This window comes from Flavobacterium sp. IC2-16 (genome assembly GCF_055521455.1).
Genome location: NZ_CM145480.1, coordinates 1,340,784 through 1,366,303, shown reverse-complemented (window position 1 = coordinate 1,366,303; position 25,520 = coordinate 1,340,784). Strand labels below are relative to the sequence as shown.

The 25,520-nt window shown below is 34.4% G+C and carries 24 protein-coding genes; 7 read left to right on the top strand and 17 right to left on the bottom strand.

What is annotated here, in order from left to right; genetic code table 11:
* Positions 1-95: 95 nt before the first annotated feature.
* Complete coding sequence (locus ACZ1JT_RS06160; RefSeq protein ID WP_465092967.1) at positions 96-641, top strand: CvpA family protein; 546 nt, start codon at positions 96-98, stop codon at positions 639-641.
* Between the two features lie 4 nt (positions 642-645).
* Here the strand turns inward: ACZ1JT_RS06160 and ACZ1JT_RS06155 are convergent, their stop codons facing one another.
* The 9 genes from ACZ1JT_RS06155 to ACZ1JT_RS06115 form a co-directional block, all read right to left on the bottom strand.
* Positions 646-1,389 (bottom strand): tetratricopeptide repeat protein, encoded by a 744-nt coding sequence (locus ACZ1JT_RS06155; RefSeq protein ID WP_465092966.1) that lies wholly within the window; start codon positions 1,387-1,389, stop codon positions 646-648.
* Positions 1,390-1,399: 10 nt separating this feature from the next.
* A complete protein-coding gene (locus ACZ1JT_RS06150) occupies positions 1,400-3,214 on the bottom strand; it encodes a BatD family protein (RefSeq protein ID WP_465092965.1) in 1,815 nt (604 codons plus the stop codon).
* A gap of 14 nt (positions 3,215-3,228) precedes the next feature.
* Entirely contained in the window at positions 3,229-3,972 is a 744-nt protein-coding gene (locus tag ACZ1JT_RS06145; RefSeq protein ID WP_465092964.1) for a tetratricopeptide repeat protein, read from the bottom strand.
* Positions 3,972-5,018, bottom strand: a complete 1,047-nt coding sequence (locus ACZ1JT_RS06140) for a VWA domain-containing protein (protein ID WP_465092963.1) — start codon at positions 5,016-5,018, stop codon at positions 3,972-3,974. The genes ACZ1JT_RS06145 and ACZ1JT_RS06140 overlap by 1 nt, the downstream gene beginning before the upstream one ends.
* A gap of 6 nt (positions 5,019-5,024) precedes the next feature.
* Positions 5,025-6,026 (bottom strand): vWA domain-containing protein, encoded by a 1,002-nt coding sequence (locus ACZ1JT_RS06135; RefSeq protein ID WP_465095277.1) that lies wholly within the window; start codon positions 6,024-6,026, stop codon positions 5,025-5,027.
* Complete coding sequence (locus ACZ1JT_RS06130) at positions 6,026-7,642, bottom strand: LPXTG cell wall anchor domain-containing protein (protein WP_465092962.1); 1,617 nt, start codon at positions 7,640-7,642, stop codon at positions 6,026-6,028. The genes ACZ1JT_RS06135 and ACZ1JT_RS06130 overlap by 1 nt, the downstream gene beginning before the upstream one ends.
* Positions 7,643-7,656: 14 nt before the next feature.
* Positions 7,657-8,520, bottom strand: coding sequence for a DUF58 domain-containing protein (locus ACZ1JT_RS06125; protein ID WP_465092961.1), 864 nt, complete (start codon positions 8,518-8,520; stop codon positions 7,657-7,659).
* Positions 8,521-8,587: 67 nt separating this feature from the next.
* A complete protein-coding gene (locus ACZ1JT_RS06120; RefSeq protein ID WP_465092960.1) occupies positions 8,588-9,592 on the bottom strand; it encodes an AAA family ATPase in 1,005 nt (334 codons plus the stop codon).
* A gap of 153 nt (positions 9,593-9,745) precedes the next feature.
* Positions 9,746-10,549 carry a DUF4382 domain-containing protein gene (locus tag ACZ1JT_RS06115; RefSeq protein WP_465092959.1) on the bottom strand — a complete coding sequence of 268 codons (804 nt, stop codon included), beginning with the start codon at positions 10,547-10,549 and terminating at the stop codon, positions 9,746-9,748.
* Between the two features lie 121 nt (positions 10,550-10,670).
* Between ACZ1JT_RS06115 and ACZ1JT_RS06110 the strand changes: the two genes are divergently transcribed.
* Positions 10,671-11,828: a DUF5929 domain-containing protein gene (locus ACZ1JT_RS06110; protein WP_465092958.1), complete on the top strand. Its 1,158-nt coding sequence runs from the start codon at positions 10,671-10,673 to the stop codon at positions 11,826-11,828.
* A 90-nt stretch (positions 11,829-11,918) separates the two neighbouring features.
* Here ACZ1JT_RS06110 and ACZ1JT_RS06105 read toward each other — a convergent pair whose 3' ends face one another.
* The 5 genes from ACZ1JT_RS06105 to ACZ1JT_RS06085 form a co-directional block, all read right to left on the bottom strand.
* Entirely contained in the window at positions 11,919-12,734 is an 816-nt protein-coding gene (locus ACZ1JT_RS06105; RefSeq protein WP_465092957.1) for a carboxypeptidase-like regulatory domain-containing protein, read from the bottom strand.
* A gap of 126 nt (positions 12,735-12,860) precedes the next feature.
* Positions 12,861-13,385, bottom strand: coding sequence for a hypothetical protein (locus ACZ1JT_RS06100; RefSeq protein ID WP_465092956.1), 525 nt, complete (start codon positions 13,383-13,385; stop codon positions 12,861-12,863).
* A 129-nt stretch (positions 13,386-13,514) separates the two neighbouring features.
* Positions 13,515-14,177, bottom strand: coding sequence for a response regulator (locus ACZ1JT_RS06095; RefSeq protein WP_465092955.1), 663 nt, complete (start codon positions 14,175-14,177; stop codon positions 13,515-13,517).
* A 32-nt stretch (positions 14,178-14,209) separates the two neighbouring features.
* Positions 14,210-16,036, bottom strand: a complete 1,827-nt coding sequence (locus ACZ1JT_RS06090; RefSeq protein ID WP_465092954.1) for a tetratricopeptide repeat-containing sensor histidine kinase — start codon at positions 16,034-16,036, stop codon at positions 14,210-14,212.
* Positions 16,037-16,281: 245 nt separating this feature from the next.
* Positions 16,282-16,491 (bottom strand): hypothetical protein, encoded by a 210-nt coding sequence (locus ACZ1JT_RS06085; protein WP_465092953.1) that lies wholly within the window; start codon positions 16,489-16,491, stop codon positions 16,282-16,284.
* Positions 16,492-16,653: 162 nt separating this feature from the next.
* Here ACZ1JT_RS06085 and ACZ1JT_RS06080 point away from each other — a divergent pair, with 162 nt between their 5' ends.
* From ACZ1JT_RS06080 to ACZ1JT_RS06070, 3 genes are read left to right on the top strand one after another with little or no spacing between them, the layout of a single operon-like run.
* On the top strand, positions 16,654-17,382 hold the full coding sequence (locus tag ACZ1JT_RS06080) for a metallophosphoesterase family protein (protein ID WP_465092952.1): 729 nt from the start codon (positions 16,654-16,656) through the stop codon (positions 17,380-17,382).
* A gap of 26 nt (positions 17,383-17,408) precedes the next feature.
* A complete protein-coding gene (locus ACZ1JT_RS06075; RefSeq protein WP_465092951.1) occupies positions 17,409-17,954 on the top strand; it encodes an autotransporter outer membrane beta-barrel domain-containing protein in 546 nt (181 codons plus the stop codon).
* Positions 17,955-17,964: 10 nt separating this feature from the next.
* Entirely contained in the window at positions 17,965-18,549 is a 585-nt protein-coding gene (locus ACZ1JT_RS06070) for a PhnA domain-containing protein (protein WP_465092950.1), read from the top strand.
* A 67-nt stretch (positions 18,550-18,616) separates the two neighbouring features.
* On the opposite strand, the gene ACZ1JT_RS06065 is transcribed toward ACZ1JT_RS06070, so the two are convergent.
* The 3 genes from ACZ1JT_RS06065 to ACZ1JT_RS06055 are packed head-to-tail and all read right to left on the bottom strand — an operon-like array spanning position 18,617 to position 23,407.
* Positions 18,617-19,984, bottom strand: coding sequence for a DUF5689 domain-containing protein (locus ACZ1JT_RS06065; protein ID WP_465092949.1), 1,368 nt, complete (start codon positions 19,982-19,984; stop codon positions 18,617-18,619).
* A gap of 6 nt (positions 19,985-19,990) precedes the next feature.
* On the bottom strand, positions 19,991-20,602 hold the full coding sequence (locus ACZ1JT_RS06060) for a choice-of-anchor J domain-containing protein (protein WP_465092948.1): 612 nt from the start codon (positions 20,600-20,602) through the stop codon (positions 19,991-19,993).
* Positions 20,603-20,614: 12 nt separating this feature from the next.
* Complete coding sequence (locus tag ACZ1JT_RS06055) at positions 20,615-23,407, bottom strand: carboxypeptidase-like regulatory domain-containing protein (RefSeq protein ID WP_465092947.1); 2,793 nt, start codon at positions 23,405-23,407, stop codon at positions 20,615-20,617.
* 412 nt (positions 23,408-23,819) lie between these two features.
* Here ACZ1JT_RS06055 and ACZ1JT_RS06050 point away from each other — a divergent pair, with 412 nt between their 5' ends.
* Together ACZ1JT_RS06050 and ACZ1JT_RS06045 are read left to right on the top strand one after the other, a co-directional pair.
* Positions 23,820-24,917: an endonuclease/exonuclease/phosphatase family protein gene (locus tag ACZ1JT_RS06050; RefSeq protein WP_465092946.1), complete on the top strand. Its 1,098-nt coding sequence runs from the start codon at positions 23,820-23,822 to the stop codon at positions 24,915-24,917.
* A 66-nt stretch (positions 24,918-24,983) separates the two neighbouring features.
* Positions 24,984-25,520 (top strand): 3-hydroxyanthranilate 3,4-dioxygenase, encoded by a 537-nt coding sequence (locus tag ACZ1JT_RS06045; protein WP_465092945.1) that lies wholly within the window; start codon positions 24,984-24,986, stop codon positions 25,518-25,520.

Sequence of the window (25,520 nt, the reverse complement as noted above, 5' to 3'; positions counted from 1 at the left end):
CGAAACTTCTAAAATTATTTTCACAAAGATACGCTTGAATTTATAAGTTATAAAAAAACTTTTACCTTTGAAGCTTTACCTTTTTTACTTAAACCATGAGTTATATTGATATTGTTCTAGCCGCATTACTTGTTTTCGGACTTATTAAAGGATTGAGAAACGGACTCTTTGTAGAATTGGCTTCTCTAATTTCTTTTTTTGTTGGAATTTACGTTGCCATTAAATTTTCTTATGTTGCAAAAGGTATTTTAGAAGGGGCGGTTTCTTGGTCGCCAAAAACCATCCAAGTTGCTGCTTTTGTAATCACATTAATTATTGTAGTTGTAGGCATTCATCTTCTAGCCAAGGTGTTTACCGGAATTGCCAATTTTGCTTTTTTAGGATGGTTAAACACTCTTGGTGGTGGTGTGTTTGGTGCTTTAAAAACAGCTTTATTACTTGGAATCGTATTGAGTTTATTTCAAAAAGTCAACCTCAACGATATGATTATATCAAAAGAAACTCAAGAAAAATCATTGCTTTTTAATCCGATTTTAAAAACTTCCGAAGTATTGTTACCTGTATTAACCGATTGGTTCGACGAATTAAGAAAATCACAGGAAGCGAATCCACAAACGGAAAATTCGAATCCATCCGAATAACTGCTTATTTTAGTTCTTTAATAACGTCTTTAGGAATCCAGCCTTCGGTTTCATCAGTGAGTTGAATTTTTCGCCAACTGTCTTGTTCTTCCAAAACAAAAACTTTAGCTCCTTCGTGTAGTTCAAAAGCCTCAGGCGCATTAGTTTTAGGTTCACTTTTAACCGAAACCACTTCATTAAACACTATAGCTGGGCGCTCTGATTTGTAGTTGTTACGTTCCGAAATTGCTGCACTCACACAAAATAGTATTGTTATCAATCCAATTACCATACTCACAAAAAATGTGCGTTTTAGCAATGATGTTCCAGCAAAATAGTACCCTATAAAAAACAACAAAAACAACACCGAAAATGCTGTGGCGAATTTAGCCCAAGTATCGTAATGAAACACATCTAAAGCTTCGTTCAACATAACAGAAAAACCAACTTTAGGCACTACTTTAATTTCATCGATTGCCATTTTTTGGGCAAACTTCAAATTGGTTTGAATTTCTTGATCGTTTGAATTAAGCAATAACGCTTTTTCGTAATTGTATATCGCCGGAGCTACTTTATGTAGTTTATAATAGCAGTTTCCTAAATTAAAATACAATTCGGCCGATTGCTCACCAGATTGCAAAACAGCATCATACGCCACTATAGCCTCTTCGTATTGCTCCTTCTTATACAAATCGTTTCCTTTTTGAAAATCAGATTGAGCCATCATTACTTGAGAAACCAATAGCACTATGTATAGTATCTTTTTCATTTTTTTACCCTTAAATCTGTTTACTTAATTCGGAAATTACACGTACGGCTTTATCATAATCTTGTTGCATTGCTACCGAAGTGGCTGGTGCATATCTGGCAAATTCACAGTTATCCATCAACTGCATAAAGCTTATTGTTGTTTCGTTTTGAGCATTTTTAGACTCTAAAAGCTCCTGAATGTTTTCCTTACTCATCTCGGAGGTTTCAATTTTGAGTTTTGCTTTTAAGAAATTATGCATAGCGCGCTCCAAGGCATCATAAAACGGTTCTTTATTGCCCAATTGTTTGCTCGCTTCCGAAAGGAATTTTCTAGCCAGTTTGTTGGACTGTCTGATTTTATTTCCAGCAACATCACCATCGATAGCTTCTTTTTTCTTTTTGGCCAATACAATGATTGGAATGATGAAAAACGGAGCAAAAAGTAATCCGTAAAACAGATTGGAACCCAGAAAATCGGTTTTATTTATTGCTGTGAGTTCAGTTTTCGATTTGATAAAAGCAAACTGATCGCTTTTACTAATAGTTTGTTTTTGACTTTCATTCGACTTTCCTTCAGCAACCGGAACATTTCCTTCTAAAACATTGATTTTAATTTCTTCGGAAGCAATTGTTTTGTAGGTTTTAGAGTTTAAGTCAAAGTATGAAAACACAATCGGCTTAATAATATAGCTGCCTTTGTATTGAGGCACAACCGTATAGGTATCGGAAATTGTACCTTGAGTTCCGCTTAATGGTGTTGAAACGTTTTCTTTGTGTTCCGGATCGTACATTTCTAAAGCATTTGGCACTACTGGTTTAGGCAAAGAAAACAGTTTCATATTACCCTTACCGGCTACGCTTACCTCAATTTGCATTGATTCGCCAGCTTTTAAGGTTGTTTTAGACGGTTTTACTTTGAAATCGAAATACCCAACAGCACCCGAAAAATCTTCCGGCTTACCGGCTTCAGGCAGTGGTTTTACTGTAATTTTCTTTTCTCCGGCAGAAACCTTTTTTGTTCCATTAGCATATTCCATTCTTCCAAACATATCACGACGCCCTGTTGGTGATTGCATGGTAATATCTAACGACAAAGGCTCTATAGTTAACATACCAGCTTTTTGAGGATATAAAACTGTTTTTCTAAGGATGACATAACGGTAGTCTTCACCATTGTATTTCCCCATTTGAACCGACAGGTTTTTCACATCGATGGCCTGGCTCCAAAAATTATTGTATTTAGGACTTGTAGCCTCTCTAAAGTCGCTTACACTTACATACGGACTCACATAAAGTTTGTAAACAGCGGTAATAGGTTCGTTTAAGTATGGATTAGCATTGGAAATTTCGGCTACAAGGTGAATACCATCGCCTTTTAACTCTGGTGGGGCAACCGGCTGCACTTGGCGTGGTCTTCGGTTACCGAAAATAATAGCAAAAGGATCTTCCTCTTCTTCCGGTTCGGGTTGTACAACTGCATTTCCAACAGTCACTTTTACCGAATTGGTTTTATATATTTTTCCTGCAATTTCTATAGACGCCGGACCAATTACAAATGTTCCTTTTTTGGTTGGTGCTAAGAAAAAAGAATATGATTTACTAAACGATTTTTTACCGTTTACCCATGAATAATTTACCGATTGATTTGGACCACCAAACACTTTAAACGACTCGAATGAGGGAGCTTCAAAATTATCACCATCATCATTCATTGTAAAGTCGATTCGCAATCGTTCGTTGATTCCAATAGACGATTTGCTCACCGTTGCTTTAAACTCAACTTGAGCAAAAACTGCTTGAACAGCAAGTAATATCAGCGCTATACATCCTTTAATCTTCATCATTCCAGTACTATTGACTACCAGTCTTTTTCATTTTGTTTCGGACTTCCTTTTACTTCTTTCCCTTTAATACGTTCCTGAATTTTCTTTTCTTCGTTATTTAAAGCATCCAGTAATTTTTGCATTTGCTCCTTAGAAGCACCGCTTGGCTGGGGCTTAGGTTGCTGTTTGTCTTGATTTTCTTTATTGTCTTTATCCTTGTTTTCGTCAGGTTTGTTTTGTTGATCTTTTTGATCTTGTTTGTCTTTATTTTGGTCTTTATTGTCCTTTGGTTGTTGTTGTTTGTCTTGGTTTTTATCCTTATCCTTTTTGTCTTTATCGTCGTTTTTAGGCGGATTCTCTTTTAACTTTTGCTTAGCCAAAGCATAATTATACCTTGTTTCTTCGTCCTTTGGATTGTTACGAAGTGCGTTTTTATAGGCTTCCACTGCACCTTGATAATTTTTTTCGGTCATTAATGCATTACCAAGATTATGAAAAGCGCGGTGTTTTTCATCTTTCGTTTTGGCTTCCTGAACCGTTCTTAAATAAGCACTTTTGGCCTCACTCGGTTGGTTTTGACGGTAAATAGCATTTCCTAAATTAAACGATGCCTTTGCCTCTTTTGGATTTTTAAATTGTGATTTTCGATACTCCACCTCAGCCTCAGCATACTTTTTTTCTTCGAATTCATCATTGCCTTTAGGCAAATTTTTATCTTTCTCTTGAGCAAAAAGCACAACAGAAAAAAGAAGAAGACTATAGTTAAAAACAATTTTCATTATTTTTTATTCTTTTCATTAAATAAATTCAAACGGTGAACCCAAGCTGTTTTTCGTTCTAAAAAGAAAACATCTAGAAACAACAATAAAAATGAAGCGCCTAAAAACCATTGAAATTGCGATTGGAAATTAGCCACTTGTTGGCTTTCGAAATCGGTTTTTTCAAGATTGTTGAGTCCGTTTTTAACAAATTCCAACACCTCTTTAGTGCTTCCACCAAAAACGTATCCTCCATTGGCATTTTTAGCAATTGTTTTAAGCGTTTCTGGGTATAATTTTGTCATTACGGTTTCTCCATTTTGATCTTTTTTAAAGGCCTCAATTACTCCATTATGACGTAACGGAATTGGCCCACCTTTTTCGGTTCCAACCCCTATGGTAATAATTTTTATTTTCTTTTCTTTAGCCGCTTCCAAAGCTTCTTGAAATCCATCACCGTGATCTTCACCATCGGAAACCAAAATAATAAGCTTACTGGTTTGTGGATCATCAAAATATTTTGTTGCCATAGTTATAGCATCTCCTAAAGCAGTTCCTTGGGATGAAACCATATCGGTATTCATACTTTGAAGGTACATCTTTGCTACACTATAATCTGTTGTGATGGGCAAAACCGGATAAGCACTACCAGCATATCCAACAATTCCAATACGGTCACTTCCGAGTTGATTGATAATTTGAGAAATCAATTGTTTACTCTTTTCCAATCGATTCGGTGCGATATCTTCGGCCAACATACTTTTAGAAATATCGATTGCAAATACAATATCGACACCTTGTCGTTTAACCGTTTCTACCTTAGTCCCAATTTTAGGGTTTACCAATCCAACAATTAAAAAAGCAAGTCCCAATAAAACCACAACCACTTTTAAAACAGGTTTAAAAGTAGATTTTTCAGGGCTTAGGTGCTTTAACATTTGAACATCGCCAAATTCTTTTTGCTTTTTTTGTTGCCAAAATAAATTCACAAGAAAAAGCACCAGCACTATTGGGAGAATTGCTAGCAAATAAAAATATTTAGGCTCGTCTAATTCAAATAAATTCATAATTAACTATATAAAACTTCTAAAAATAGTTTTACGCAACACCATTTCGAGTACTACAAAACCTAAGGCAAACAATGCCATCATTCGAAACTTTTCGTCGAAGTTGTAAAATCGTTGTTCTTTTATTTCCGTTGTTTCCAACTTATTAATTTCCTTGTAAATGGATTCTAAACTCTGATTGCTTGTAGCCCTAAAGTATTTACCGTTGGTCATTTTAGCAATTTCTTTCATCAAGTTTTCATCAATTTCAACTTTCATCATTTTGTACAAAAACTTTCCGTTTGGTGCTATTGCATATGGAAATTCGGCATTCCCGTTGGTTCCAATTCCTACTGTATAAACTTTAATACCGTATTCTCTAGCAATTTCTGAAGCCATACGAGGATCAATAAAACCAGAATTATTAACCCCGTCGGTCAAAAGAATGATAATTTTGCTCTTGGCTTTACTATCTTTCAAGCGGTTTACTGCAGTGGCTAATCCTACACCAATTCCAGTACCGTCTTGAAGATTATTGTCGTATTTTACATTGGCTAATGCGTTTAACACGACATCTTTATCGCTAGTTACCGGTGTTTTGGTATAACTTTCAGCAGCATAAACCACTAATCCGATTCTATCGTTTACGCGTTCTTCCACAAAAGAGGAGGCTACCCGTTTTAACGCTTCCATTCGGTTTGGCTTTAAATCTCTCGCCAACATACTTCCAGAAACATCAATTGCCATAACAATGTCAATTCCGCGGGTAGTTCTAGATTTATTGGTTACATCGGTAGATTGAGGTCGGGCCAAGGCAACAATTAAAGCACTTAGAGCCAACATTCGTAATACGAATAAAAGCGGCTTTAATTTTGGCAATAGCGAACCCGTAATTTTAAACCCTTTAGTTGTACTAATTTTTAGCGTTGCTGCCTGTTCATTTTTTTTCCAGAAATACCAACCTATTGCTAAAGGTAGCAGTAAAAACAGCCAGAAAAATTCTGGATTTGCAAATGTTATATGCTTCATCATGGTGCTGCTTTTCTTAGTTCAATTGAGTTTAAAATACGGCTGGTTATTTTGTTTCCAAATTCATCACCTTCTTTAGAAGCTAAAATAATTTGTTGTAAACCACCTTCTTGACCAAAAACAATAAACTCGTAATATAATTTTACCGATGTTCTCTTTATAGGATCCAGCATTGACATTGTGCCATACGCCTTTCTGCCCGAAAGTCCTTCTCCAGTACTAAAATCTTCAGTTTTTACAATAACATCTTGAGCCCCACGAGCTTCAAGCAATTTCAGCCCTCCTTCGATAGCCTTATCCAAAACGTTTGAAGCTTGATCTTCAGGCATTGCCTGCTTAAATTTAGTGGTGCTTACCGTAATGAAATAGTCGTCAAAATACCCACCAAACTGGAACATCTGCATTTCCTTAATTAAAGCCATAGCCTCTTTAGGAATTTCTTTGGTGGCATCCATTCGTTTTAAAACCTCAGGCGTTGAAATAACTACACCTGGATTTCCATATTCACTGGTTATCCATTCTTTCTCATATAATTGTTCTGTGGACTGACCAAAAATACCGCTGTATTGAAAAAGGAAATACGAAGCTCCTAATCCAATTACAGCTCCTAAAACGGTTCCAATAATTTGATTGCGTTTTTTAATTTTAGCTTTTCTAAGTTCTTCCTGATGTCTAGCATAATCGAAAGTATCTTCTTCATCAATTTCTTTTGGAAGCGATTTATCGATAGTAACAATTATTTTTTCAATATTTTTTCGATCCTCTACAATTTCAAAATCCAATGGTTTGGATTTAGCAAACTTAACCAAATCAGCATTTTTAAGGATTTTTTCGAAAGTTTCCATGGTTTCCTGACGAATGCCCATTTTCTTTTTCATAGAAGCGGTTTTCATTGCTTCTAATAGCTCATCCGTTGTGCTTTCCATAGCTGGAATATGAACCGTTTCTTCAATGTAATTTCGAGTAATATCGGTCATTTCAGAATAATACGATTTTACATCCCCTTGTTCCAAAAGCGCTTTTTTCTCTAGATTTTGCAATAGACTTGTTGCTTTTTCAATAGGAGACGCATAAACGATTTCTTCTTCTTTAGGTTTGTTTTTATATTTTTTGTACAACCAAAACGCTAAAAACCCTAGTAATGCAAGTAATAACAACCCTAACAAAACCCACCAAATTGTTGAAGAATCGTTTTCTACTGCAATAATTGGCTTGATATCGTACATTTTTTGTTTAAGAGTATCGACAACAACATTATTAACCTCAACAACAGCCGAATCAGACAAAAACTGTTTGTTTCCAATTAATACCGGAATACGTGGCAACACATATCTCCCGGAATCAAACTGTGTTAAACCGTATTTTTTAATGAATTCGTATTGGGCATTTTTCTTAACCGTATCTACAGGCATCGATTCAAGAACTTCAAATGGACCAATATTTTTTACCTCGGGAAAAGCAACACGCGTTTCTTTGGTTCCTTGTATTTTAAGGGTTAAAAAGAATTGTGAGCCAATTTTAATTTTGGTTGAATCTACACTGGTTTGTACCGGTTGTTGTGCAAAACCGGCAATGGTAATCCATAAAAATAAAAATATGTACTGTATTTTTTTCATTTGGCTTTAACGGACTATCTTGATTTAAAATACCCCAATAGTTTCTTCACATAACTTTCGTCTACACGAGTACTCACGGTACCAGAACCGCAACGTGAAAAAGTTTCCTTAAAATATTTTACGTTTTCTTGATATTGCTTTTCATACTCCATTCGCACTGTTTTTGAATTGGTATTAACCAACATAATCTCTCCAGATTCGGCATCTTCCATAGGAACCATTCCTAAATTTGGTAGCGTTTCTTCACGTTGATCATAAACTCGAACCCCTGTCACATCGTGTTTTTTTCCAGCAATTTTAAGCGTTTGCATATAATCGCTAGTCATAAAGTCTGAGATTATAAAAACAATAGCCTTTTTCTTTTGAATTCCGGAAAGAAACTTAAGTGCTTGAGACAAATCAGTTTTTTTGCTTTGAGGCTTAAATTCGATTAATTCACGAATGATACGTAAAACATGGGATTTCCCTTTTTTAGGCGGAATGAACAATTCGATTTGATCTGAAAACAGAATCAAACCAATTTTATCATTGTTTTGAGTTGCCGAAAAAGCCATGGTTGCAGCTATTTCGGTAACAATTTCATTTTTAAACTGATTTTGGGAGCCAAAAGTTTCCGAACCACTGCAGTCGACCATTAACATCATAGTCAATTCGCGTTCTTCTTCAAAAACTTTCACATAAGGTTCGTTGTAACGTGCCGTAACATTCCAATCGATTGCACGAACATCGTCACCAAATTGGTATTGGCGCACTTCCGAAAAAGTCATTCCTCGGCCTTTAAAAGACGTGTGATATTCTCCCGAAAAGATGTGATTGCTCAATCTTCGGGTTTTGATTTCTATTTTGCGTACTTTTTTTAGTAATTCTTTGGTATCCATCTTCTTCAGTAATTAGCACTTCTTTGTTAGCTGCCACTGTGAACTGTGACTGAAAACTGTTTACTGATTAAGGCACTTCTACTTCGTTAACAATTTTGTTTATGATATCTACCGAAGTAATGTTTTCTGCTTCTGCTTCGTAGGTAATTCCGATTCTGTGACGTAACACATCGTGAACCACGGCGCGAACATCTTCAGGAATCACATAACCACGACGTTTGATAAATGCATAACATTTTGCAGCGGTTGCTAAATTAATGCTTCCCCTTGGTGATGCTCCGAAACTGATTAACGGTTTCAAATCGGCCAATTTGTATTTTTCTGGATAACGAGTAGCGAAAATGATATCCAAGATGTATTTTTCAATTTTTTCGTCCATGTAAACTTCACGAACGGCTTGTTGCGCCCGTAAAATTTGTTCTAACGAAACTACTTGGTTTATTTTTTCGAATCCGCCGCTTAAGTTTTGGCGAATAACTTGACGTTCGTCTTCCATTTTAGGATAATCGATTACGACTTTCAACATAAAGCGGTCAACTTGAGCTTCTGGTAACGGATACGTTCCTTCTTGTTCTACTGGGTTTTGAGTAGCCATAACCAAGAATGGTTTGTCTAGCTTAAATGTTTCGTCACCAATAGTTACCTGCTTTTCTTGCATTGCCTCTAAAAGCGCCGATTGCACTTTTGCAGGAGCACGGTTAATCTCATCTGCTAAAACGAAATTAGCAAAGATTGGACCTTTTTTGATGGAGAAATCATTTTGTTTGATATTGTAAATCATCGTTCCCACAACATCCGCAGGAAGTAAATCGGGAGTAAACTGGATACGACTGAATGAACCGTGAACGGCTTGGGAAAGTGTATTAATGGCTAAGGTTTTTGCTAAACCCGGAACACCTTCTAACAAAATATGCCCTTGTGCTAAAAGTCCGATAAGCAATCGTTCCACCATTGTTTTTTGACCCACAATTACCTTGTTCATTTCCATGGTAAGAAGATCGATAAAAGCGCTCTCTCTTTCTATTTTTTCATTAATTGATCTAATGTCGAAAGTAGTTGTATTTTCTTCCATACTGCTTATTTTTTTGAGCCGTGAAATTACTAATTCATTTTGATAGTGCAAATTGAAAATTAATTTGTTGCTTCGTTGTTAATAATTGGTTAAAAAACAAAAGACAACCAAGGTTTTGGCTGTCTTTTAATAAAATTTTCAATAGTTTTTAACTTATGGCAGTGTAACGCTTCCTAAATTGGTAATTTGACCGTTAACCACAACCACATTTTCTACCATAAAAACGGCCAATCCTGAAGTAGGATCTGGAGTTATGGTTACAGTATATGTTCCTGATGGAATTCCGTTTAACTGAAACGCTCCTTCTTCATTGGTATAAGCCGAAACTTCCACACCATTAACATCTACCGACACTAACATTTGCGTGGAAATTGGCAACACTGTTCCTTTAATTATACCAGATGTTGCTTCGGTAACAACTCTTATCACTGGATGCAAGTTATAATTACCAGAACCCCCTGCTTCTACAACCACAGAATGCTCTACATCAAAATCCAGAAGAAAATTATAGGTAACTCCGGCTTGTAAATTCTGATTCACTTTCAATTTTAAACCCGATTGTTGAGCACTTGGCGTATTTAGCGGATATGTTACCCCGTCTTTCACGACAGAATTTTCACTTCCCAACACCAAACGAATCTGACCTAAATAGCCTGAAGGAATACTATTGTCAGCCAACAAAACATTAATTCCGCCGGTTAAATCTAATAAATTGTAAACCCCCGGATTAACATTACCAACACTTACCCAACCGTTGTCGTCTGCATTCGAATTGTTTTTTATCTTCACATCTACAACCTCAACATATACCGCATCATAATCGCCAGGCGCATCGGCCATTCGAATTGTTACCCTTGAGGTTCCTGATTCATCATCTGTACTGGAACAACCCACTGCCATAACAGCAATGAAAATGGTTGTTAAAATTGTCTGCAAATAGTTTTTTAAATTATTCATAAGAATTCGTTTTAAATTACTAATTTGATAACGTGTTCCTTTACTATGGTCATATATCTGTTAACAAAAATTAACGAACTTTATAAAAAATTTAGGTTTCCATATTTAATCGCTCTTTAAGATGATTAACAAACGCTTATTAATTAAAAACCTTTTAGCTCACAATGATGAGTGCAGTTTTTATGACAAAAAGCGTCAATTGAATTTACACACTAAGGAAGGAAAAGCGAAATTTTTAAAACACATCTGTGCTTTATCTAATTCTAACCCCATGAACAACTCCTATATTGTGGTGGGTGTAGAAGATCAAGACAATGAAATTGTGGGCGATGATTTTTTTGACGATAGTCGGATACAAAACTTGGTTAACGCTTTTTTGGAAAATCCTCCTAAAATTCAGTATGAAAATGTTCCTTTTCCAAATTTACCAAAAGACAAAGTAATTGGGTTGGTTACCATTAAAGCTAATAATAAAGTTTCGTCTTTTAAAAAAGGGATTTATACCATTCCGGCCAATAGCATATTTATGCGCAGAGGCAGCAATTCAATTCCTGTTGAAAATGTATCGGAAATCCCAAATTCAATTAAAACAAAAAATCAGAATACCGATACTGTAATCAGTATAGAAAACAACTCCAGAAACAGCATTGCGCATACGCTTGAAGGGGTAATTGATTTTATGAACAACCGTCATAAAGACATGAGCCCAAGGTATCATGTTTTTAAAGAACTCTTTGTGGTGTGCTGGGCCGGAAACAAAAAGAAAGTGCGCGACAAAACTTTTTTTTTTCGCGTAGATATTGAGCTCATTAACGAACAAGTAAAGTTATTTTATTCGGCTTTAGATGAAGTCACAATTGCGTTTGATGACAAAACATTTTCGATAACCGAATACGTTCCTTTAGGATTAAACGATAAAACCAGCTACTATCCATTAGAAAAAGTAACCTTGCATTTTTTTGATAACGGTTATTATAAAATGGAAACTGAAATGTTATTTGAGCCCCCAGAATACAATAGAAAAATGTTGTTTCATATTTACAATTCCAATTTATCCTTGCTCGCCAAGTTGGAAAAAGGAATGTCTTTATCGGAACGGGAAGAAAAAGATTTGGAAAACTTACCTCCCACGCTTATGATTTGCTATTTGAATGGTTTTAAAGATGCTAAACAAAAACTGATTGATGCAAAAGTGTTTTTAAAACAGCACATGAACCCAGCAGTATACATTTCGTTTAAGGAAATGATGCGAATTTTAAGAAAAGTAAAATACAATTAAGGAAGCAAGATGTTGCACATGATGCTGAATACCCAAGTAAAACAGATGAAAAGCAACTTTATCATTAGTCGAATTATTTTAAGTCGAAAGCTATTTAATAATTGTCATTCCGAAAGACATACTTCTGTTAACATTTTTACCTGAAGTGTTTTTTATTATATCATTAATAGACATTTTGTTAAGTCTCATATCGAAAACGTATTTAATATATGAAGCTGTAGTATAATCTTCAATTTTATTATCTGTCAAGGCAACATGAATAAAGGATTTTTCTTTTAAAATTTCACCAGTAGCATCAATATCCCCAATTACCTCCAACCCCAAAAAAATTCCATTTTTAGGAATAAATATATTCTCACCTTCAATATCAATTTCTAATTTTTCCTTTTTATTGGGATCAATTAAAAAAACATTACTACTATATATTTGTTTTTTAATGTTATGATTTTTATCTGTTGAGTAAACATTAATCCTAATAGCTGTTTGAGCAACTTTATTGGCGTTTTTCTCTTTTCTTTTTATAAAATTAAACGTGAAATTTTTTATTGTAGAATTAATACTTTGCTCACTTGGAATTATTAACGTTACAATTTCTGATTTAGGGCTAACCGGCCAACTTGAAAAGCTACTATTCTTTTTAGGAAAATCTATATATTTACTAATAGTCACCTTATTCGACACAACAACTTCTCTTAACAAAACGGCATTTTGCGATAAAATTATTGTGTCTTTAATTTCTGCAGCTTTTACAAAATAATTATTAAAAGAAATATGAGAAAACAATAGTGTATCATTAGAACTTTTATCGATTTCAAAAAAGCCGTTCTCGTCGGAATAAACACCATTTTTATTGCCAAATAAAATAGAGACAAATGGAATAGGCTTACGATTCAATGAATCAATCACGATAACTCTTTTCTGAGAAAAAACATTTGTGATGGTTAATAGTGTAGTAATAAATAGTATTGTTCTCATTTTCTAACTAATGTTAATACAGCCGTTTAAATATTTAATCGGCTGTATTTTAATAAATTAACAACCTTCTATATATGTCCCAGTGTTTACCCACATAACATAATAAGAACATGATCTATAACATTCACCCGTAGGTGTAGTCCAAGATGGTCCGCAGCTTTCTCCCCAAAATTTTAAAGCAGAAGAACCGTTCAAATTGATTTTTTCAATTTCTTTAACTAAGTCAATCTTTATAAAAGATTCAAATTGATTTTCTTTTTGTAAATTAATTATATCCGTTTTGTTGTTTTTAATACTTATTGCTTTTATCTCCTTTGTTTCACTTAGGTAATCAACCAAATACAAAACTTCATTCGTGATCTTATCTACAGCAACATATCCTTTGATTTGTCCATTTTCTTTGTTTAACACTTCTGAAACTATAACGGTTTCATTATTTACCTTAGTCTCTGTGGATTTACCCAAAAAATATCCCGACGAATAATAGCTGTCCAAAAATTTACTTTTTAATGGTGAGGCAAAAAGTACACTTGTTGACAATAAGATTGTTAGAATAAAAACTTTAGAGAATATTTTTTTCATTTTTACTTTTAACTTTTAATAATTAATTTTTACTTTTTTTCTTCAAATTTTCTGCAGCAATTTGATAGTGTAAAAGTACTTTTATCAGAAAAATCACAGTTGTGGTTTTTCCGCAATTAATGTTAAAAGTTAAATAAAGCTCATTTTTTTTGCCTCACGAATAATGTCTTCATCATTGCCTTTATCAATACAGAAATAGTCTTTTATTTTGGCTTTTCGTTTTTCGACAGCACTTTCCGTTAAGTTTACCTCCGTGGCAATGGATTTAGTTTTGAAACCCTGGGAAATTAAAATGATTATTTGTCGGTTAATGCTATCTAGATACTCTTCTCGGGAAAGCAACTCTTTAATCGCTTTTTGAACTGTTTCGCTATAGTAGGTTTTACCTTCCATTATACAATTGAAGGCTAAAAGAAGCTCATCGCCGCTAAAATCGCTCTTAATCAAGAGTCCGTTAGGATTTATTTTTTTTACGATATCATAAATAATAAAGGATTCTGCATGCGAAGTCACCATCACAATTTTGGTTTTTGGATGATTTTTTCGAATTAGCAATGCCAAATCTTCACCAGAATGAATGCCTTCTTCTTCATAAGGCGGCATGCTTCGGTCAAGAAAAACAATATCGAAATTGAATGGAATTTCTCTATTAATGATACAATAAAAAGCATCTTTACAATTGTAACATTCGGAAGATTCGATTGTTATATTTTGTTCGTTGTAGGTTAATATTGTTTTATAGCCGAGGATTTGGGTTTGATGATCGTCTATAAACAAAATTTTAACTGGCATCTGATTAAGAAATTTCGTGTGAAAGTAGGAAATTATGTCGGAACATTCAAGGTTATTCGGGTTCCTTTTCCTTTTTCAGAATTAATTTTCAGCGTTCCGTTGATTTCCAAGGCGCGATCTTTCATGTTTTTAAGACCAATACCTCCTTTGGTAGCCTTTAAATCGAATCCGACACCATCATCGGCAATGAAAATAACAAAACCTGTTTCATTTTTTTGCATTTCGATGGTTACCGATTTAGCTTCGGCATACTTCTGTACATTCTGTAATGCTTCCTGAAGAATTCGATACACCTGCATTTTAACCATGCTAGAAACTATAGACCAATCGATTTTTTCGTCGACAATTAATTTAAAATTCACCCAAGAATGTTCTTTGATGCCACCAATAAGGTTGGTAACTACTGCGGTAAAATCGGAAGAATCGGCAAAGAGATTATTGGATAAATCGTGGGATATCTGACGAATTTCTTTTTCTACATCTTGAATACTGTTCACATGTTCTACGCAGCGCTGCAAGACTTCGCTATCAGGATTTTTACCCAACACAAACAAATTCATTCGTATTCCAGACAATTTCCCTATGACACCATCGTGCAAATCTTTAGCGATTCGACGTTTTTCAATTTGTTTGCCTTCTTCAATTTTTTGATGCTGATCGAGCATGAGTTGGTAAATTTCAGCATTGGCCTTTTGTTGACGTTGCAAAAATTCCAATTCACGATTTTTGGCCCGCTGAATTTGAATAACATACAACAACCCTAAACTGGCTAATAGGAAAATGGCTCCGCCAAGAATCAAGGAACGTTGTGCTGCAATTTTATCTTTTTCGATTTCAACCAATTTCTTTTCGTTGGTGATTTCATCGGTTTCAAATTCAATTCGGGCAAATTTGTTTCGTGTGGCGCGTTCTACATTTTGAAGGCTATCACTTAAAGTAATATAGCGCTGATTGTATACTGTGTTATGCTCCGGCTCGATATGGGTTAATAATTCGAGTGCTTTTAGTTCATCTTCAAAAAGTCTGTTTTTATGAGCCAATTGTAACACCTCATGACCGTATTTTTTAGCTGTATATACATCCTTTTGCGCAAAGTAATATTCGGAAAGATTGAGTTTGGAGGTAATTTGAATGTGGATATTGTTTAAACTGTCTCCAATTTTTAAGGCTTCAAAAAAGGTTTTTAAACAATCTTTTTTACCCAATTTAAATTGAGCATAAGCCTTATTGTTCTTTAAATAGCAGTACATTACAGGGTCTTTTTTAAAAAAATTGTCAATTTTCAAAGCTTTGTCCAGGTTAAAAATAGCTTCTTGGTAATTTTTCTTTTTTAAAAGAATTTTAGAAATGTAATTATATGGTTGAGCTTTTAATGTAAAATACTGTGGGTCGTCAATTAATTCATCAACTTTAATAATTGCTTTTTCATAATATTTTTGAGAATTTTCATAATCTTTAGTTTCAAAAAGGGAATTACCAATAGTAATAAAAGAATCATAAACTATTCTTTTATTATTTTTCTTTGAGGCTATTTTCAGTGATTTTATAGCAATTTGTTCTGCACTAGCATAATCTTTAGCCAAAAACAACAATGTGGCCTTGTTCGCTAAAATTTCTTCTAAATATTTTTTCTCAATACTTGACCTAGAAATCTTTTCGGCTTTAGAAAAATAAAAAAAAGAACTGTCACTTGAGTAATTAATTAAATTATATACTCCTAATGCATAATTAGACTTAATCCCTGCAAAAATATTTCCTGTTTTTTTATAGTATTCTAAAATCCTTTTATTAATGTCTAGATATGAATTGTAGTCATCAATATAATAATATTTATCAGCCAGAACAATATACTTAGTCAACACTATTGAATCAATAGGTTCTGAATCTAAACACTTCTTAACACTATCACAAAATTGTTTTTTGTTACTTTTTGATAATGCTTTTTTAATGTTGACTGAAGATAATGAATCCTTTGCAAAAACTTCTTTATTAATTTCTGAGCTTTGTTTTTTACACCCAAAAAAAAGAAAACAAATTATAAATAGAAAGATATTTTTTTTCAAGAAAATTTTCTTTCAAAAATAACAATTCTAATCAAATATTTTTATGGTTTAGGTTTTGTAGGCGGCTCAGATTCATCCTCATCTTTAGAAATCGAATCCCGCATCATCATCGCTTGGGTTATTTCTTGTTGTGGTTCAGTATTTTCAATTGTAGTTTTTTTAGGACCGTTCGATTCCATTTCATCAACAGAACACGAGTAAATGGTTAGCGATAATGCTATTAAAAGGGCAATTTTTGTGGTGGTTTTCATAGGTCTTGTGTTATTTTTTGTTACGCCGCAAAACTATTTTAACTCAAAACGTATTTTTTGTGGATTTTTATCAAAAAATGTTAAATTTATTTTAACGCCTAGTTCCGCTTTGATTATCCCAATAGTTTTTGGAACTTTGACTAAAATTTGAAGTCTTTTATCATGAACAGAACCCTAGTAATTGGAGACATTCACGGTGGCTTAAAAGCCTTAGAACAAGTATTGGATCGTGCTAAGGTCACCCCCAATGATACTCTTATTTTTTTAGGTGATTTTGTTGATGGTTGGAACGATACGCCTCAAGTACTTGATTTTCTTATCACACTTAATACCACGCACAATTGCATTTTTATTCGTGGAAACCATGAAGAAATGGTGCTCCAATGGCTAGCCTTTGGAGAAGACAATGAAGAATGGAGAAGACACGGCGGCCAGTCAACAGTAGATGTGTACCAAACTGTTTCTGAAGAAAGAAAAATCAAACACATAGATTTTCTAGAAGGGTTACAGGATTATTATCTAGACACTAAAAACCGTTTGTTTATACACGCGGGCTTTACCAATTTAAAAGGTGTAGAATACGAATATTTTAAGGCTATGTACTGGTGGGATAGAACCTTATGGGAAGCGGCATTGGCTATGGACAAAACACTTTCCAAAAAAGATCTTTTTTACCCAAAACGATTGGCTTTGTATAACGAAATTTTCATCGGACATACACCCGTAACGCGTATCGGGTATTCTGAACCTGTAAACCGGGCCAACGTATGGAACATTGACACTGGTGCTGCTTTTAAAGGCAGATTAACCATAATGGATGCCGATACTAAAGAATATTGGCAAAGCAAGCCCCTACCAGAGCTTTATCCAAATGAAAACGGTAGAAATTAATTAGGTATATTTGTAAAAAAAGGAGTATGAAAACAAAACCTTTTCTTCCGCTTCTGTTGCTGATGTTCACTCTTGTTACTTCGGCACAGTCTAAAAACGAAATAAAACTTAATATCCTAAACACTATAGCGATTGCTTCGGTTGAGATTGGCTATGAACATTTTCTAGACAACAATCAAGCGGTAAACGTAGAATTATTGATTAATGATCAGTTTTCCTATTTCTTGGAAACCAGTTGTAAGAAGTTCAACACAAGTAGCGTTTTAACATCATATAATTTCTATTTCAACAACAAAGGTGATAAAGGTTCGGGATATTATATGTATCCACTTTTAAAATATCGCTTTGGTGCATTTGAAGAAAAGAAAACTATTGATGGGATTGAAGTAACTGAAAAAACTCAACTAGACAGTTTTATCTTAGGTTTGGGAACGGGTTATAAATGGTCATGGAACGATAAATTTGCTATTGGACCATATGCTAGTATTGCTCGTAATTTTAGCAGTACTGTAAATGATAAATTTATGGCAATAGAAGTAAACGCCGGATTTAGTATAGGATATCGATTTTAAAACAGGAAAAATGAGTGTAATTGAAAAAAAATTAAAGGACAGAAGTGATTCAAAATGCGAATTGTGTGGCAACCCCCACGATTTAGAAGTATATAACATTCCGCCAGATTCTACCGATAGTTTAACGGATAGTCTTTTGGCTTGTAAAACATGTTTGGAGCAGATAAACAATCCCGAAACAACAGATCCAAATCATTGGCGTTGTTTAAGTGAAAGCATGTGGAGCGAACATCTACCTGTTCAGGTTGTAGCTTGGAGAATGCTTAACCGATTGAAAAAAGAAGGTTGGCCTCAAGATTTATTGGACATGATGTACTTAGATGAAGAAACCTTGACTTGGGCTGCTGCTACAGGAGAAGGAGATGATGATGAAGGCAAAATTATTCACAAAGACTCTAATGGCAACATTTTAAATGATGGAGACTCGGTAGTTTTAATTAAAGACTTAGATGTAAAAGGCGCAAATTTCACCGCAAAACGTGGAGCACCAGTTCACAACATTAAATTGGTTTGGGATAACGCAGAACAAATTGAAGGACGTGTAGAAGGCCAACACATAGTGATTTTAACGCAATACGTTAAAAAAACAAAGTAATTTCAATTTCATTCTTAAAATAAAAAAAGCCCGCAAATGCGGGCTTTTTTGTATTTATATACAGCTATTAGTTTACTGTAATATCGTCAATTTGCATAGTTGTAGTAATACCACCATTTCCATTTCCAGAATATTCAAAGATAAAATATCCATTTCCAGTTAAAGCAGCTGGAATAGCATAGTTACCACTAGCGGTAAATGTAGTAGCATAACCACTAGCAGGACCATTAGGGATTGTAAAATTAGAAGTAATATTAACTAATGTAGCATTGTTGATATTTGTTCCTGGAACGTAATCCATAGAGTAATATATTTTCAATGGAGAACCATTATCATATCCAGACAATGTTTTGAAAGAGAATGTACTTGCAGCAGTCATATCTACAGGAACAATGAACAATGTTCTGTTTTGCTCAGGTGTACCACCAAAAGAACTCATTTGAATGTATTTGTTACCTCCAAATGTTTTCACTTGCCAATATCTTGTACCGATTGCGGCATCATTGATATATTTAGGGAATATTTGTTGGTTTGTAGTTGTATACGATGTAAATGGCTCCGTAAAAGCGCCTGAATAAACAATTGCAGTACCACCAATTGGAGGGAACATGTCGATAGCTAAACGATCGTTTTCCAATTGAATATCTCCTTCGGTACGAACCATAAATTGAAAATCACTACCAAATTTGGTCATAACTCCACGAATTTTTCCATTTAAAGATGGAACTGATTTTGCAGAAAAAATAGCAAACTCACTAACTCTAAGAATTACAGTGTTTCCAAATTCATCTGTAATTAAGTGATTGGTTGCACTTCCTAAGTTGTTAAGTGATGGGTCAAAATATTTTTTCCCTAATGATGCATCAGTAAACTGAACATTATCCAATTCGATAAGTTTGTTCAAATTGGCATTGTTTTTAGCTTGAGTGATTGTTAAATGGTTAACAATATCATCTTCGTCTACTTTATCACAAGAACGTTTTACAACATCTTGATATTCAACCCCAGAAATTCTTCCAACTTGACCAGCATAATCAGAACCAATTACCGTAGAACTGTTCGACGTTGCAAAGTATCGATCTTTCATGTTTACATATACCTTTCTTCCTGGCTCATATTTAGTATATAAATTATAAGCGTCGATTGGCATACTAAACCCAACAGCTCCATCGGTAGATACCATTGAAATCGATTTGTAAAAATTACCACCTTCATCACTTGAAGTCACATACGCTTCGATAATATCATCTCCAGTATATTGTTGTTCAGAAGCTGTAGCAGTAGAAGTAATATCGATTACTTCTTTAGTTACCGTCAATGAAGTACATTCACCCGATAAATCCGGAGTGTTATAATCATCTCCATTCACACAGCTCATAGCAATTGAACCAATAAGTCCTGCTGCTAATATTCCTTTTATAGTTACTTTTTTCATAGTCAATTAGTTTAAAGTATAAACTTTGATTTTATCTACCTGAAACAATCCGTCTAATGTTGTACCATTACCTGTTACTTTGAAAGCAATATGTAATGTTCCTGTGTATGAAGACAAATCAATCTCTCCAGATGGAATGTAGGTATAATTATTAGTTGTATTATCTGCAACTACAGCGTCTAACTGCGTCCATGTAGCAGCAGCAACGTTTGAACCATCGTAATCTGTTGAAACGAATACTTCAATTTTATTGTTTGGATTATCCACAAAGTTTGATGCTGTTTGGAACGTTAATATCTCACCTTCGTTCGCATCCATATCTATACCTGGAGTAATAAGCCATCCAATGTTAGAAGCTTGTCCACTACCAAAAGAACTAAATTGTGCATAACCATCATTGTTGAAATCTCTTTCAATCCACAATTTTGTACCGGCTTCTGCATAGTTTGTCCAACCTACATAATCAAAATTTTGATTATAATTGATATCGTTGAAATCTTCTGAGAATATTACCGGACGAACTGTTGGAATGTCATAATCATCTTCACTCACACAACTAGTCATTACTCCTGCTAAAGCAGCTAAAAGTAAAATAGGTTTTATAAATAACTTTTTCATAGCTAATCTAAATTAGAAGTTAATGTAAACGTTTACGAAATAAGTTCTTCCGTATCCGTAGAAATATTTAGGGCCAAAACCTCTTGTTCCACTTGCCATATCTTGCAACATATCTGGATACGTTGCTTTTCTTGACTGTTCAAAACCTCCAGTTTTGTATTCAATATCAAAAACGTTGTTAACCGTTGCGAAAAAACCTAGAGTACTTCTTGTTTTCTTGTCAATCATCCAAGATTTTCCTCCAGTTAAATTAACTAAGGTAAAGTTATCAAATTTTTCTTGTTTTAATAAAGTACGAACGTTCTCATTTGTTGCTCCAGGGTAAGAAAGACCTGTAGTTCCATCAATAGAGAAATTGTCTGTACGTAACACGTTTGAAACATCTAAAAAGTTATCTGCTAAGTAGTTCGCATTTGCACTTACCCACCAGAAATGAGGATCACGGTATTCTAAACCAAATGAATACGCTTGTTGTGGCATACCCGCTTGTCTGTAACCTCTTAAATATGTTTTTCCGAAATCTACTAACGGGAACTGATTAGTCACAGAAGCTTGTGCGTCATCATTCAATTTTAAGTTCGGGTTGTTTGTATAGATATACTGACCGTAAGAAGCTACTCCTGTTGCTTTAATTGTTGAAGTAATTTGGTATTCGATACCTAACTCTCCACCAATATTTCTTTTATCCATTCCGGTAACAATTTCACTTACGAAAGCATCAGCATCGCCACCATCATCTCCTCCAATACTTTCAGCATAGTAGAATGATAATTTAGACGTGTTTTGAATCTTAGAGATAAATCCTGTTAAACGCGCTTTTACTTTTGGCGTACGTAAAACATAACTTGCATCTGCACTGAATACTCTTTCATTATCTAAATCTGGAGTAATGTTGTTATTTAAACGTGCATTAGCAAATGTATTTCTTAACGTTGGTGCTTTAGTTAAATAAGCTCCGTTAAAGTTCAACATGTGATTTCCAGTGATTTTATACGTTAAACCACCTTTGAAACCAAAGTTTTCGAAAATTTCTTTAGCACTATCTCCATAAGAGTTGTTTGCATAAATTCCGTTACGGTACAAACCTTCTCTTTTGTATTCTGATCTTGAAAACGATTGAGCTACATAAAAATCAACTTTTTTGTAGTTGAATTTAAATTGAGTAAATCCGTCGAAAACTGTTGCAAACAAATTATAATTATATCCATATCTGTCTCCTTCACCTACTTGACGGTTTGGATTGTTCAAGTCTGATTGTGAAGCATCACCAGTATAGAAAGTATCAATGTCGTTAAAATAAGCACCTCCCATTAAATCCAATAAGTTTTGGAAATTGTGCGATTTTAATCTTTTAAAAGTAGCACCTGCATTTAAGGTAATGTTATCACTTAACTCTGAAGTTAAAATTGAGTTAGCGCTAATTTGTTTGTCGTCTGTACGATCTTCATACAACACATATGCACTGTTTCCTCCAGCTGTATTTTGGTTCGCTTGGTACATTGCATTCCAATCAATTTGGCTGTGGCTTAAGAAATAGTTCTTAGCGATATCTGCTTGAACATAATCCGGTTGCCAAACTCCTGTTGATGAATGATAGTTCAAGTAGTAACTTGGTAAGTTTCTGTAGTAGGTAGGATCCGGGCTGTTTGCCAATTGGTAATCTAATCTTGAGTTACCGATTGAACCCGACTGATATGCTACGTTTGTATTTAATGTGTTTTTAGTGTTGATTTTCCAATAATGACTTAACATTAAAATTGGCTCTTCAACATCTTTATCACGAGAGTTTCTTTTCTTTCCATCTTGCCATCCCCAGTATGAGTTGTAACGAACACCCATTAAGTCGTTTACTTCTTTAGTATTTGGAGAAGATTTTCCTCTACTGTTTTGCGCATAAATTGAAGTAAAGTTCAAACTGTGTTTTTCACCTAATTTCTTTTCAACACTTGCGAAAATTGAATTAGCACCGTAATCGGTTCCTTCAAAATAACCTTCTTGTGCCCAACGTCTAGACGCTGAAACCACAAAAGCCCATCCTTTAGAATTCATACCTGAAGCATGAGTTCCCATAGCTCTCCAGCTATAGTTCGTGTTAGTTCCAGAGAATGACACTCTGTTTCCTGGACGATAGAAAGAAGCTCTAGTGTTAATTTCTTGTGTTCCTAATATGCCACCGAAAGTATAATCTGATGGTGCAGAACCCATTGTAAATTCCTGGTTACGGGTTGCGTCATTCAATCCACCCCAGTTACTCCATTGTGGTCTTCCATCGTATAACTTATTCATAACAATACCATTAATCATGGTAGTTCCATAAGCATTATCTAAACCACGTATTCTAAAACGTGCTTGACCCCAGTTAAAAGCAGCCGCTTGCTGATATGCATCACGTGAAGCTTGTAAAAGTCCAGAAGTAGTTTCCGAACCACTGTTGTCATCACCTAAATCATTTTCGGTGATTGTGATTAAAGACATTTGTTGCTCAGAAGTAACGTCTTCTTCTAAAACAACTACACCTAAATCTAGCGTTTCACCTTTTTTAATTTCAACTGCAAAAGTTTGAGAAGTATAACCAGGGCTACTAATTTGTATCGATTGGTTTCCTTCTGCAACAACTGGAAAAACAAAAACCCCGTCGAAATTTGTCAACGTAGATTGGTTAGTGTTTAGAACTGTTGCAACAACATTCTGTAATGCTTTTTGACTTTTTGAATCAACAACTTTACCCTTCAATGAAGGATTTTGTTGTGCCCAGGCAAAAACTACCTGCATGACAAACAAAGTACTAATTACAAATTTTTTCATAAATAAAATTAAAGTTAATTCCTTGTCTTTTAATAAATAAGAACACAAAGGGCGGCAAATTTACATGTTTTAATACAACTTTTAGCATTCCTGTTAAATTTTTTATAAAAGTTAACCCTAAATTAATATAAAAAGCAAAGCGACAACTGTTTGTTATACAAAATAAAACCTATATAAAACACTAAAAAACAACGGATTACGCAAAATTAAAAAAAGAATTTTCAACGATTTATGATATCTTAAAAAATTATTAACCAAATAAAAGTGAACATTTTAGCATTAATATTTTACATTTGTTGCCCCAATTCAAAAATTTTGTATTCAATTTTTGTTTTGGCTTAATAATTGTATGGATTTTAAAACGGATATTTAGTAAACAAATCCACTAGACGTTAAACTGATACTTATACCTATGAAAAAAAGAATTATTTTTTTGTTGGCTGTTGCGTTCTCTACCCTTTCGGTTGTTGCTCAACAAAAGAAATTTATGGTTCACACCGTTGGGTTTTACAATTTTGAAAACCTTTTTGACACCATAAACGGACCAAACATCGATGAAGAATGGCTTCCGGATGGAAAACAAAACTGGACTGGTAAAAAATACAAAACCAAACTAGAGCATCTAAGCCGTGTTTTAGCGGAATTAGGAACCAGTGATAGTCAAAAAGAGTCACCGGTTATTATTGGTGCTTGTGAAATTGAAAATCGTGGCGTATTAGAAGACCTTATTAAACAACCGCTTCTAATTGACAAAGGATACGGTATTATTCATTTCGATTCTCCAGACAAACGTGGAATTGATGTTGGATTTTTATATAAGAAAAAACACTTCCAGCCTTTAAGCTATAAAAACATTCCGTTGTACATCTACGAAAAACAATCGGGTAAAAAAGAAAAAGGTGAAGAAGAAGAAAAAGAAGAGAATGTAAATTTAGACAAAGAAACCAAACGTATTTACACACGTGATCAATTATTGGTTACTGGTTTATTAGACGGTGAAGAAGTGAACATTATTGTGAATCACTGGCCTTCACGTTCGGGTGGTGAGAAAAAAAGTAGTCCAAATCGTGAAGCTGCTGGTCGTTTAAATCGAAAAATAATTGATTCCTTATATGCCATCAACCCAAATGCGAAAATTATTTCTATGGGCGACTTAAACGATGGTAGTTTCAACAAAAGTGTTAAAGTTGAAGTAGGAGCTAAAGGAAAAAAAGAAGACGTAAAGCCATTAGGTATGTACAATCCAATGCAAAAAATGGCGGAAGAAGGCTTAGGAACTTTAGCATATCGTGATGCGTGGGATTTGTTTGATATTATTATGGTTTCAGAGCCTTTAATCCGAAATGACTATTCTTCTTGGCGTTATTGGAAAGCGGGCATCTACAACAAAGCTTTCTTAGTTCAGAAAGCCGGACAGTACAAAGGCTATCCATTACGAAACTCAAATGGTGAGGTTGGTTATAGTGATCACTTCCCTGTGTATATCTACTTGATTAAAGAAGCAAAATAATATTTTAAAGGTCAGCGAAAGTTGACCTTTTTTATTTTCGTAAATTAGCTGTATTAAATTCAAATTATGGCTATTCAAAAACCTTTTAATCTCACGAAGTGGATTGAAGAAAACAGACATCTTTTAAAACCACCTGTTGGAAATAAAAATCTATATGTCGATTCGGGCGATTACATTGTAATGATTGTTGCCGGACCTAATGCTAGAAAAGACTACCATTACAACGAAACCGAAGAGCTTTTCTATCAACTGGAAGGAAACATCAAAGTTATCATCCAAGAAGAGGGTGAACGCAAAGAAATGGAACTTCACGCGGGTGATATGTATTTACATCCTGGCAAAATTCCTCATTCTCCTGTGCGAAGTAAAGATTCTATCGGATTAGTTATCGAAAGAAAAAGAGCTGGAAAAGGCTATAAAGATGGTTTACTATGGCATTGCGAAGCGTGCAATAATAAATTATATGAAGTGTATTTCGAACTTAATGATATCGAAAAAGACTTCTTACCTCATTTTCAACATTTTTACAATTCCAAAAAACTACGAACCTGCACCGAATGCGGTACTGTAATGGACTCTGATCCAAAATACATAAAACACTGA